This is a genomic window from Robiginitalea sp., assembly GCF_049588695.1.
GTDB lineage: Bacteria > Bacteroidota > Bacteroidia > Flavobacteriales > Flavobacteriaceae > Robiginitalea.
Window position 1 is genome coordinate 1 of the sequence record NZ_JBAVZJ010000220.1, and the last position, 10,877, is coordinate 10,877.

Below are 10,877 nucleotides of genomic sequence, written 5' to 3' on the forward strand. Positions count from 1 at the left end.
GCAATATTGCCCTTGTGAAATACTGGGGAAAGCGGCCTGGCCAGCTGCCGACAAATCCGTCGGTGAGTTTTACCCTGGATACCTCGGCTACCCGGACTACGTTGAAATACCGGAGGATAAGCGTTCCGTCCAGGGTTCCCACATTCCGAATTTATCTCGACGGGGTGGAAGCTCCCCACTTTGCGGATAAAATCAGTACGTTTTTTGAACGTATCAGCGTTTATCAGCCATTTCTGGGGGCCTATGAATTAGAGATCCGGACGGAAAACACCTTTCCGCATAGTAGTGGAATAGCCTCGTCTGCCAGCGGTATGGCGGCGCTTTCCCTCTGTTTGATGGATTTGGAACGCACTATGTATCCGGACCTCAAAGCGGACATGTTTAAAAAGAAAGCTTCCTTCCTGGCACGATTGGGTTCGGGCTCTGCGGCCCGCAGTATTGAGGGAGGACTGGTCGAGTGGGGAAAACAAGAGTCCATACCGGGAAGCTCAGATCTATACGGCATTCCTTATCCATTCGAAGTCCATTCGGTTTTCAGGTCGTTCCAGGATACAATTTTACTTGTCGATAAAGGAGAAAAACAGGTCAGCAGTACTGTGGGGCACGGCCTGATGCAGGGACATCCCTTTGCGAATTCCCGATTTGACCAGGCCCGACAGCATCTGGACGGACTTCGGCCTGTATTGCAGGAGGGGGACCTCCAGGCCTTTATAAGCCTGGTAGAGTCTGAGGCACTGAGTCTCCACGCCATGATGATGAGTAGCAGTCCCTACTTTATCCTGATGAAACCCGGGACACTGGAGATTATCAACCGTATCTGGACATATAGAAGGGAGACCGGCACCCCCGTTTGTTTTACGCTCGATGCCGGTGCCAATGTGCATTTACTCTATCCGGAGGAAAATAAGGAAGTCGTCAGTGCGTTTATCAAAGAGGAACTGTTGTCGTATTGCCAGGATGGGCAGTATCTTCGGGATCAGGTAGGCCCCGGCGCTCTGCGCCTTTAAAGGTTTAACACTACCTTTAGAAGAAAGTTTCCTATTTTTGTTCCAGACCGTCAAAATCGCATATGAAAGGACCGTTGTTTTATTCCAAGATCCTTCTCTTCGGAGAATATGGGATCATAAAGGATTCCCGTGGGCTTTCAATCCCGTACAATTTCTTTAAAGGCGCTCTGAAAAAATCAGCACATCTTGAGGGTAAGGCTCTGGAGTCCAACCGGAACCTCAAAAAATTCACCGCCTATCTCGAACAAATGCAGGCCGAATCACCAGACCTGGTTTCCTTTGACCTGGAGACCTTGCATACAGACATCGGAGAAGGCATGTTTTTTGACAGTTCTATTCCCCAGGGATATGGTGTTGGCAGCAGCGGGGCACTTGTAGCGGCTATTTACGATCGGTACGGAAAGGATAAGATCACTGTTTTGGAGAACCTCACCCGGGAGAAACTTCTTCGGCTCAAAGCAATATTTGGTCGTATGGAGTCTTTCTTTCACGGGAAATCCTCGGGTCTGGATCCCTTAAACAGCTACCTGAGTCTGCCCATCCTGATCAATTCCCAGGATAATATTGAATCCACGAGTATTCCCACCCAGAATCCGGATGGAAAAGGAGCTGTTTTCCTTTTAGATAGCGGTACGGTAGGTGAAACGGCTCCAATGGTCCAGATTTTTATGGAGCAGATGAAGCAGGAAGGGTTTCGAAAGGTCCTGAAAAATCAATTTATCCGTTATACCGATGCCTGTGTGGAGGATTTTATCAGCGGAAATGTCAAGTCCCTTTTTGGCAATATCAAGAAGTTGTCTCACGTAGTACTCAACCATTTCAGTCCGATGATTCCTCAGGAATTTCACCAGTTGTGGAAACAAGGCATCGAATCGAATTCGTATTACTTAAAATTGTGTGGGTCCGGAGGTGGAGGGTACATCCTTGGTTTTACCGAAGATCTGGACAAAGCACGCAAAGCCCTTAAAGGACATCGTTTAGAGGTGGTTTACAACTTCTAAACATCTCTCCCATGTTTTCCCGTAAGACCAGATTGCTACTGTTAAAGGCACTGAGTCTCATTTCTATCGTCAGAGGGTACAATATCCTGGTCATTGCCCTGGCACAATACCTTGCGGCTACATTTATTATGTCCCCCGATCTGCCGTGGGCGGAGGTAGTCCTCGATTTAAATCTCTTTGTCATTGTGCTCTCTTCTGCCCTGGTCATTGCGGGGGGGTATATTATCAATAGTTTTTACGACTCTGAAAAAGATCTGATCAATAAGCCCCACAAAACCATGCTGGACAGGTTGGTGAGCCAGCGGACTAAAATCTACGCTTATTTTGTCCTTAATTTTCTCGGGGTTTTACTGGCTAGTTATGTCTCCTTCCGGGCGGCCCTTTTTTTTGCGGCCTATGTTTTCGCCATTTGGTTCTATTCCCACCGTCTGAAGAAGATTCCTTTTTTGGGAAATATCGTATCGGCCTTACTGGCCATAACGCCTTTCTTTGCCATCTTCGTGTACTACCGGAATTTCGATCCCGTAATCTTCGTCCATGCGCTCTTCCTTTTTCTGATTATTCTCAGTCGGGAACTGATAAAAGACATGGAAAACCTTGCGGGGGATATTGCACAGGATTACCAGACGATTGCCGTTCGTTATGGCACCCCATTTTCTAAGCGTTGTATTACCCTCCTGGTACTGCTGGCACTGGTCCCTGCAGGTTTGTTGATCACCTACTTTGACGTCGGCTATATGTATTTGTATTTTAGTGCCACAAGTGTGCTACTCATTGTTTTTTTGATCTTACTCTGGAGGTCGAATTCCAAGAAGCAGTTTGTTTGGCTCCACAACATTCTAAGGTTTATTATTGTTTCCGGGGTAATCAGTATTTTACTGATTGATATTGACCTGCTCATAAATCGTCTCTTATGAAATCCAACACACTTCGGGTGGGCATAGCCCAGTACGCTCCAAAATGGCTGGATAAAAAAGGTACTCTTGAGGTGATTGAGAAGGCCCTCAAAGAGGCTGCGGACAAGGGCGTAGAATTGCTAGTCTTTGGAGAAGCCTTCTGGCCGGGGTATCCTTTCTGGCTGGCGTATATGGATGGGGCAGCCTGGGAAGTTCCGGCAAACAAGGCGCTTCATGCCCATTACCTCCACAATGCTGTGGATCCGGAAAATGGAGATCTGGATCCGATTGTTGCTCAGGCTTCGGCCCTCGGGATTTCCGTATATCTGGGCATCGTGGAACGCCCACAGGACAGGGGCGGTCACAGCCTGTACTGTTCTCTCGCCTATATTGACGCTTCCAGGGGCTTGTGTTCTGTCCATCGGAAATTACAACCCACCTATGATGAACGCCTGACCTGGGCGCCCGGGGATGGACACGGTTTACAGGTACATCCAATAAAGGGTTTTCAGGTCGGGGGATTGAATTGTTGGGAGAATTGGATGCCGCTGGTTCGCGCTTCCCTCTACGCCCAGGGTGAAAATGTGCATATTGCTGTTTGGCCCGGGAGTGATTTTAATACCCGGGACATTACGCGTTTTATCGCCAGGGAATCGCGGAGTTATGTGATTTCTGCCTCAGCCCTGATGCGTCGGGAGGACTTTCCTTCAAACACACCCCATCTGAGCGATTTTATCGAGAAGACCCCGGCCATGCTGGCTAACGGGGGCTCTTGTATTGCCGGGCCCGACGGGGAGTGGGTCCTGGAACCGCAAATCGGTATCGAAGGCGTTATGGTGGCAGATATTTCACTGGGGAGGGTGTTCGGGGAGCGTCAGAATTTTGATCCCTCAGGGCACTATAGCCGCCCGGATGTCACGCGATTGGTCCTCGATCGCTCCCGGCAGACGATTTTAGGCTTTGGAGAAGCTGACATTTAATACCTTTGCCGAAACCTCGATATGAGCAACTCCGATTCTGGGAAGGGCAAAAAGCCTGCAGAAAAAAAATCCGGTACGTATTCCAGTAAAAAGGGCCCTGCAAGAAAGGCTGCTTCAGGCACTTCCAAAGGGTCTTCCAGTCGATCCTCATCAAAGGATTACTCAAAATCGGATGCTTCAGTGCGGCGACCTGCCCGGGGCACTACTTCCCGCAGTTCCGCCTCCAATCGCGATGCTGCTGTCCGGCGGTCTTCGCGTGATTCAGATTCTAGGAGTTCAACATCGCGGGGTTCGGGTTCTAGAAGTTCAGACTTCAAGCGTTCCCGAGGCTCGGATTCCCGTAGTTCCGAATATAAAGGTTCTGGTTCCCGAGGCTCAGATTCCAGGGGTTCGGATGCAAGGGGTTCCTCTTCGCGTGGTTCAGATTCGAGAAGTTCAGATTCCAAACGTTCATCCTCGCGGAGCTCTGATTCCAGAAGTTCTGATTCCAGAAGTTCAAATACCCGGGGATCTGATTCCAGGAGGTCCGCCCCGAGAGGTTCGGGCTCGCGGTTTTCGGATGCCTCAAAACCAGGAGGGTTTCAGAAGCGGTCCGGGGAGGATCGGCGCCCGGGATCATGGGACCCTTCGAAAAAGCCCACATTCCGGAAGCGACCCTCAGGTGCCGCCAAAGCATCGAGCTCGGAACCCGGAAAGATCCGACTCAACAGGTACATTGCCAATGCCGGGGTTTGTTCCCGAAGGGAGGCAGACACATATATTGCGGCGGGTAGTGTAACGGTCAATGGCAAGGTTGTTTCCGAAATGGGTTACAAGGTAGACCTCACGGATGAAGTGCGTTTTGACGGGCGCTTGTTGCAGCGGGAAAAGAAAGAATACGTCCTGCTGAACAAACCCAAAAATTTTATCACCACGACTAAAGATGAAAAAGGCAGGCGGACCGTTATGGAACTCATTACACGGGCCAGTGCTTCCCGCCTATTACCGGTCGGCCGTCTGGATCGCAATACCACTGGACTCTTACTCTTTACCAATGACGGGGACCTGGCCAAGAAACTCACGCATCCCAAACACGGGGTACGCAAAATCTACCACGTGGAACTCGATGCCAATTTAAAGGCGGGTGACCTTTCCCAGATACGCAAAGGTCTGGAACTCGACGATGGCCTGATTGAAGTAGATGAGGTGAGTTATATCGACGGGACCTCCAAGCGAGAAGTAGGGATACAATTGCACAGCGGACGCAACCGCATCGTACGTCGCATCTTCGAACACCTGGGGTATCAGGTTGTGAAACTGGATCGGGTAGTCCTGGCAGGACTGACCAAAAAAGACCTTCCCCGGGGTCACTGGAGGCATTTAACGCCACAGGAAGTGATCAACCTGGGAATGACGATTTCCTGAGAGATTTAAGTTGCCCAGGCACTGTCCATTTTACTTCTGATCTCATCCAGGCAGAGATTTCCCAGGCTCCCTTTATGTGTATGCTTTAATTGTTTTTCGGGGATATAGGTGCCTGATGCAATCTGGGCGGCCATCTTTCGATAGGCTTCCCGGAAGGAAATACCTTTTTGAATCATACTATCCATACTGTCCACACTGAAGAGATAATTGTAAATGGGATCTTCGAGGATGTCCGGATTCACCTCTATTCTTCCCAGGCTGCTCAGGGTAATTTCCAGGCAGGACTTCAATTCCTCAACTGCAGGCAGCAGGAGGGGTTTGGTCATCTGAAGATCCCTGTGGTATCCACTGGGCAGGTTCGTGGTGAGCAGGCTCAATTGATTGGGCAACCCCTGGATAATGTTACATTTTGCCCTGACCAGTTCAAAAAGGTCGGGGTTTTTTTTGTGGGGCATGATACTGCTCCCTGTTGTGAGTTCTTCGGGAAAGGAAATAAAGCCGAAGTTCTGATTCATGTAGAGGCAGATATCCATGGCCATTTTCCCAAGCGTTCCGGCTACTGATGCCATCGCCATGGCCGCCAGGCGCTCTGCCTTTCCCCGGCCCATCTGGGCGGCAACCACGTTGAATTTCTGGGTGCCGAAACCCATCCGGGATGTTGTAAAATCCCGGTCTATAGGAAAGGAACTCCCGTACCCGGCAGCGCTGCCCAGGGGATTCTGATCGGCTACCTGAAAGGCCGCCCGGAGCATGTAAACATCATCGATAAGACTCTCGGCATAGGCCGAAAACCAGAGGCCGAAAGAAGAAGGCATGGCGACCTGAAGATGTGTATACCCGGGCAGGAGAATATCTTTATGTCGCTCTGCAAGCTCGAGGAGCAAGTCGAACAGGGCCCGGATTTGATCGTGAAAACCGGTGATGGAGTCTTTCAGATACAACTGTAAGGCCACAAGAATCTGATCGTTCCTCGAACGGGCGGTATGGATTTTTTTGCCGGCTTCGCCTAAACGCTCCGTGAGTTCAAATTCAATCTTGGAGTGCATATCCTCAAAAGGCGGAGCAATGGAAAACTTCCCGGCTTCCACTTCTTCCAGCATAGTGTCCAGCGTTTTAGTCAGCGCTTCGGTTTCGGATGCAGAAAGAATCCCAATGCGCCCGAGCATTTCGGCGTGGGCCCGCGAGGCGATCAGATCATATCGCACCAAAATCTGGTCCAGTTCCCTGTCATTGCCAACGGTGAACAGATCCATTAGCTCATCCGGGGTGCTCCCCTTGTCCCATAGTTTCATAAAAAAGGTATTATGTTTCTCTTCGATTTCAGCTCTGTCACGGCCCTATCTCACTTTCAGGTCCAAAGCTTTCTATGTATAGACGAAGTTACCCAAATCTTTCAGGTTTGAGGAATCGCTCGAGCAGGTCGACATAAATGGCAATACCCTCCACGACCTCCTTAACCTCTACAAATTCATCCGCCGAATGGGAGCGAAGGCTGAGACCCGGACCCATTTTCAGGGAGGGGCAACTCAGGGCTGCCTGGTCCGAAAGGGTGGGGGAGCCATATGTCTTTCGTCCGAGCGCCTTCCCGCCGAGCACCAGGGGATGCCCCGGATCAATGGAAGATGAATTCAGGCGCAGGGAGCGGGGACGCAAGGGACAGGGGGCTTCCTGCTGGAGAAGTTCCGCAATTTCCGCATTGGTATAACAATCATTTACGCGAACATCCAGGACAAGATCCACATGGGCCGGTACCGCATTGTGTTGTTTTCCACCATCGATTTGTGTGACGGTCAGTTTAACCTCCCCAAGGGTTTCGGAGACTTTGGGGAAGCTGTAATTCCTGAACCATTCCAGCACGGCTATGGTGTTGTAAATGGCGTTATCCGCATTGGGGTGGGCCGCATGAGAAGGCGTTCCGGTTACAGTGGCGTCAAAAACCACCAGTCCTTTTTCGGCAATGGCCAGGTGCATCTCAGTGGGTTCGCCTACTATGGCTACATCAATGTGCGGCAAATCCTGCAGTATGCCCCTAAGGCTGTTCGGACCTGAATTTTCTTCTTCTGCAGAAGCCACCATAAGTAAATTGTGCGAAAGGTCTGCCTGTTTATGCCAATACGCAAAGCAGGCGAGTAGGGAGACCAGGCAACCTCCCGCATCATTACTGCCCAGGCCGTATAGTTTTCCCTCCTCCTCAGTGGGTTTAAAGGGGTCCCGGGTATACCCTTTGTTGGGCCGGACGGTATCGTGGTGGGAGTTCAGTAACAGCGTGGGTTTTCCGGGGGTAAAATATGCATTTTTGGCAATGATGTTGTTGCCGATTTGCTCACAGGGGATGTCGCGGGATTCCAGCCATTTGCGGATTAAGGCGGCTGTTTCGTCTTCCTCCCCGGAGAACGAAGGGGTTGTTATCAGGTTCTTAAGGAGTTCCAGTGCGTCTGAAGTCAGGGATTCCAAAGACATTATAAGTGTATTTGAGTGGATTTAGGCGCCTGCCCGGACAGAAGGGAAACAGGACCGATATAAACCTGGTCCACCCCTGCCTGCAAGGCCCTAAAACTATTAAACAATTTAGGAATCATCCCCTCCGAAATGGCTCCTTCTTTTTGGAGTGTTTTAAAATGGTCAGGATCGATTCGGGGTATGACGCTTTCCGGGTCACTTACATCGCGTAGCACCCCCTGTTTTTCAAAGCAGTAGACTAGTTTTACTTCATATAGGGGGCTGAGCCCCATGGCCAAATCAGCGGCAATGGAGTCTGCATTTGTATTGAGTAGCTGCCCTCTTCCGTCGTGGGTCAGTGCGCAGAAGACCGGGGTGAATCCCGCGTTTAGCAGGGTGCTCAGCCCATCGGCATCTACCCGTTCCACATCACCGACCAGGCCATAGTCTATATCTGAGGCCGGTCGTTTGAGGGCCCGTATCAGATTGGCATCTGCCCCACTAAGTCCCAAGGCATTGCATCCCCGCCCCTGCAGGCCGGCCACCAAGGTCTTGTTGGCCCATCCGGCATAAACCATGGTGACGACTTCCAGGCTTTTCGCGTCCGTAATGCGCCGTCCATGGACCATTTGGGGGGTAATACCCAAATCTATACTGAGTTTACTGGCGCGCTTTCCCCCGCCGTGGACGAGGACCTTTAATCCTTCCATGGATGCAAAAGCCGAATAGAAGGTTTCCAGAAGTTTTTCATCTTCTAAAAACGCCCCTCCAATTTTTATGATTCCTATTTTCTGTTTCACCATTTTACCGGGGATTTATTGGACATCCAAAAGGTGCGTCAGGGCCAGCTGTGCTGAGAGGGTCCGGTTGGCAGCCTGTTTGAGGACCAGGGACTGGGGGCCATCGAGAACGGCGTCTTCCACGACCATGTTCCGCCTGACGGGCAGGCAGTGCATAAATTGCGCCTCCCCGAGTTTTTCAGCCGTCATCATCCAACCGGGATCCCGATTCAAAACCCGACCGTATTCCTGTACACTGCTCCAGTTTTTTACATATACATAGTCTGCTCCATCCAATGCTTTCTTTTGGTCGTAAACGGGCTCGTAAGCTCCCACCAGATTCGCGTCGAGTCCATACCCTTTTGGATGGGTGATCACCAGGTCCACGGGCATCCTTTGCATGATCCGTACAAAGGAATTCGGTACCGCCTGGGGCAACGCCCGGGGATGGGGTGCCCACGACAACACTACTTTTGGAGTGGTCTTTTTGGTGGTTTCCGCAATAGTGAGTGCATCGGCCAGGGCCTGTAAAGGATGTCCCGTGGCACTTTCCATATTGAGTATGGGTACCCCTGCATACTTCACAAACCCATGGAGTATGCCTTCGGCTGAATCCAATGTTCTGTCTGAAAGACCGGCAAAAGCCCGGACACCGATCAAGTCTGCATATTGCCCAACGACTGCAGCAGCTTCGGCAATATGTTCGGCGGCCCCCCCATCCATAATCGTTCCGTCCTCTAATTCCAGGTTCCAGCCTTCTGCTCCAAAATTCATCACCAGGACTTCCAGGCCCAGTAAGCGCGCCGCTTTTTGAGTGCTTAGTCGGGTACGGAGGCTGTTGTTAAAAAAAAGAAGGCAGAGGGTTTTGCCCAGGCCCGGCTGTTCAGGTGTTCCGCTGCCCGGGGCAAGCGTCCTTCCTTTCTTAAGCCATTCGGGAAGGGAATCAATATCGTCTGTACTGAGGAAATGTTTCATAAGAGTTCCTTTTTCAGGGCATGGAAGAAAAGTTCCAGGTCTTTCTCCTCAATATTCAGTGGGGGCAGGATGCGAAGGAGGTTTTTGTTTTTTGAATTTCCGGTAAAAATACGATGGGTATAGAGTAATTTTTTTCGCAGCTCAGCCACTTGAAAGTCCATTTCAAGACCGAGCATCAGCCCTTTGCCCCTCACTTGTTTCAATCCGGGAATCCCTTCGGCCAGGGTGCGGAAAACAACTTCCATTTGTGTGGCGTGAGGGAGCAGCTGCTCTTGTTCCAGAACGTTCAGGACGGTGAGGGTTGCAACGCACGCCAGGTGGTTGCCTCCGAAGGTCGTGCCCAGCAATCCTGCCCGGGATTCTATATCCGGATGAATAAGAACCCCTCCGGTGGGAAAGCCATTTCCCATCCCTTTGGCCATAGTGATAATTCCAGGTGCGGCTTCGCTGTGCTGAAAGGCAAAGAATGCACCGGTACGGCCGAAACCGCTTTGTACTTCGTCGGCAATAAAGACGGCCTGGTGTTCCCGGCAAAGACGGGCGGTTTCTTCCATAAACGAGGCCTCCGCCATCTCCAAACCTCCTACCCCCTGAATAGGCTCGAGTATCACGGCACTGATGTCCTTTTTATTCAGGGCATTTTCCAGGGCAGCTACATCGTTCAACGGTAGAAAGATAACCTGGTGGAGCGCATTGAGGCGGGAGATGATAGAGGGATTATCAGTGGCAGCCACGGCGGCTGAAGTCCGGCCGTGAAAACTGTTTTTAAAAGCGATAACCTTCGATTTCCCGGTGTGGAATGAGGCGAGTTTTAGGGCATTTTCATTGGCTTCGGCCCCCGAGTTGCACAAAAATAGCTGATAGGCTTCCAGGCCGGAAGCCCGCCCCAGGTGCGCTGCGAGTTCTTCCTGAAGGGGATTCTGCACCGAGTTGCTGTAAAAAGCTATTTTATCCAGCTGGTTTTTCAGATTTCGCACGTATTGCGGGTGTGAATGCCCGATGGAGATCACGGCGTGCCCCCCGTACAAATCCAGATACCGGTCTCCTTTTACATCCGTGACCCAGCATCCTTTTGCTGAGACGGGAGTGATATTAAACCTGGGATAGACGTCGAAGAGTTCCATGGTCACCCTTTTCTAAAGTCAGAGATTTTATCAAAGGAGGTTACAATACCACGGATCAGGGAGGCACTGAGCCCCTGATGTTCCATTTCATTAAGTCCTTCAATTGTGCATCCCATAGGTGTGGTAACCCGGTCGATTTCCGCTTCCGGATGACTTCCGGATTGAATGAGGAGCTCGGCCGCTCCCCGGCAGGTATGCATAGCGAGCTCCTGGGCCTGCCCCGCATCGAACCCCAATTGAATTGCACCCTGGGTAGTCGCCCGGATCAGGCG

13 protein-coding genes are annotated in these 10,877 nt (G+C 51.0%); 5 read left to right on the top strand and 8 right to left on the bottom strand.

Translation table 11 applies throughout. The annotated features are described in order from the left end of the window. The 4 genes from WBV75_RS05255 to WBV75_RS05270 all read left to right on the top strand — a co-directional run. The coding region (locus WBV75_RS05255) for a diphosphomevalonate/mevalonate 3,5-bisphosphate decarboxylase family protein (RefSeq protein ID WP_424119595.1) at window positions 1-1,007 on the top strand (1,007 nt) is incomplete at its 5' end. A 62-nt stretch (window positions 1,008-1,069) separates the two neighbouring features. Further along, a complete protein-coding gene (locus tag WBV75_RS05260) occupies window positions 1,070-2,008 on the top strand; it encodes a mevalonate kinase family protein (RefSeq protein WP_424119596.1) in 939 nt (312 codons plus the stop codon). A gap of 11 nt (window positions 2,009-2,019) precedes the next feature. Beyond that, window positions 2,020-2,925: a geranylgeranylglycerol-phosphate geranylgeranyltransferase gene (locus WBV75_RS05265; RefSeq protein WP_424119597.1), complete on the top strand. Its 906-nt coding sequence runs from the start codon at window positions 2,020-2,022 to the stop codon at window positions 2,923-2,925. After that, the gene (locus tag WBV75_RS05270) at window positions 2,922-3,884 is read left to right on the top strand and encodes a carbon-nitrogen hydrolase family protein (RefSeq protein WP_424119598.1); all 963 of its coding nucleotides are present in this window, start codon (window positions 2,922-2,924) and stop codon (window positions 3,882-3,884) included. The genes WBV75_RS05265 and WBV75_RS05270 overlap by 4 nt, the downstream gene beginning before the upstream one ends. A 313-nt stretch (window positions 3,885-4,197) precedes the next feature. Here the strand turns inward: WBV75_RS05270 and WBV75_RS05275 are convergent, their stop codons facing one another. Together WBV75_RS05275 and WBV75_RS05280 are read right to left on the bottom strand one after the other, a co-directional pair. Beyond that, window positions 4,198-4,452, bottom strand: a complete 255-nt coding sequence (locus WBV75_RS05275) for a hypothetical protein (RefSeq protein ID WP_424119606.1) — start codon at window positions 4,450-4,452, stop codon at window positions 4,198-4,200. Between the two features lie 13 nt (window positions 4,453-4,465). Then, a complete protein-coding gene (locus WBV75_RS05280; RefSeq protein ID WP_424119607.1) occupies window positions 4,466-4,669 on the bottom strand; it encodes a hypothetical protein in 204 nt (67 codons plus the stop codon). On the opposite strand from WBV75_RS05280, the gene WBV75_RS05285 reads away from it, so the two are divergent. Then, the gene (locus WBV75_RS05285; protein ID WP_424119605.1) at window positions 4,644-5,288 is read left to right on the top strand and encodes a pseudouridine synthase; all 645 of its coding nucleotides are present in this window, start codon (window positions 4,644-4,646) and stop codon (window positions 5,286-5,288) included. The two genes, WBV75_RS05280 and WBV75_RS05285, sit on opposite strands and share 26 nt — an antisense overlap. Window positions 5,289-5,293: 5 nt before the next feature. Here WBV75_RS05285 and argH read toward each other — a convergent pair whose 3' ends face one another. From argH to WBV75_RS05315, 6 genes are all read right to left on the bottom strand, one after another. Then, entirely contained in the window at window positions 5,294-6,580 is a 1,287-nt protein-coding gene (gene argH / locus WBV75_RS05290; RefSeq protein WP_424119599.1) for an argininosuccinate lyase, read from the bottom strand. 88 nt (window positions 6,581-6,668) lie between these two features. Next, the gene (locus WBV75_RS05295; protein ID WP_424119600.1) at window positions 6,669-7,748 is read right to left on the bottom strand and encodes a M20/M25/M40 family metallo-hydrolase; all 1,080 of its coding nucleotides are present in this window, start codon (window positions 7,746-7,748) and stop codon (window positions 6,669-6,671) included. Further along, window positions 7,748-8,530, bottom strand: coding sequence for an acetylglutamate kinase (gene argB, locus WBV75_RS05300; RefSeq protein WP_424119601.1), 783 nt, complete (start codon window positions 8,528-8,530; stop codon window positions 7,748-7,750). The genes WBV75_RS05295 and argB overlap by 1 nt, the downstream gene beginning before the upstream one ends. A 12-nt stretch (window positions 8,531-8,542) precedes the next feature. Next, the gene (locus WBV75_RS05305; RefSeq protein WP_424119602.1) at window positions 8,543-9,481 is read right to left on the bottom strand and encodes an acetylornithine carbamoyltransferase; all 939 of its coding nucleotides are present in this window, start codon (window positions 9,479-9,481) and stop codon (window positions 8,543-8,545) included. Continuing rightward, complete coding sequence (locus tag WBV75_RS05310) at window positions 9,478-10,605, bottom strand: aspartate aminotransferase family protein (protein ID WP_424119603.1); 1,128 nt, start codon at window positions 10,603-10,605, stop codon at window positions 9,478-9,480. Before WBV75_RS05310 ends, WBV75_RS05305 begins: the two co-directional genes overlap by 4 nt. Window positions 10,606-10,607: 2 nt before the next feature. Continuing rightward, the coding region (locus tag WBV75_RS05315) for a pyrroline-5-carboxylate reductase family protein (protein WP_424119604.1) at window positions 10,608-10,877 on the bottom strand (270 nt) is incomplete at its 5' end.

What these genes read in the sequence shown, in the direction of transcription:
- WBV75_RS05260 (WP_424119596.1), top strand. Translation starts at nt 1,070, where the DNA reads ATGAAAGGACCGTTGTTTTATTCCAAGATCCTTCTCTTCGGAGAATAT.
- WBV75_RS05265 (WP_424119597.1), top strand. Translation starts at nt 2,020, where the DNA reads ATGTTTTCCCGTAAGACCAGATTGCTACTGTTAAAGGCACTGAGTCTC.
- WBV75_RS05270 (WP_424119598.1), top strand. Translation starts at nt 2,922, where the DNA reads ATGAAATCCAACACACTTCGGGTGGGCATAGCCCAGTACGCTCCAAAA.
- argH (WP_424119599.1), bottom strand. Translation starts at nt 6,580, where the DNA reads ATGAAACTATGGGACAAGGGGAGCACCCCGGATGAGCTAATGGATCTG.
- WBV75_RS05295 (WP_424119600.1), bottom strand. Translation starts at nt 7,748, where the DNA reads ATGTCTTTGGAATCCCTGACTTCAGACGCACTGGAACTCCTTAAGAAC.
- argB (WP_424119601.1), bottom strand. Translation starts at nt 8,530, where the DNA reads ATGGTGAAACAGAAAATAGGAATCATAAAAATTGGAGGGGCGTTTTTA.
- WBV75_RS05305 (WP_424119602.1), bottom strand. Translation starts at nt 9,481, where the DNA reads ATGAAACATTTCCTCAGTACAGACGATATTGATTCCCTTCCCGAATGG.
- WBV75_RS05310 (WP_424119603.1), bottom strand. Translation starts at nt 10,605, where the DNA reads ATGGAACTCTTCGACGTCTATCCCAGGTTTAATATCACTCCCGTCTCA.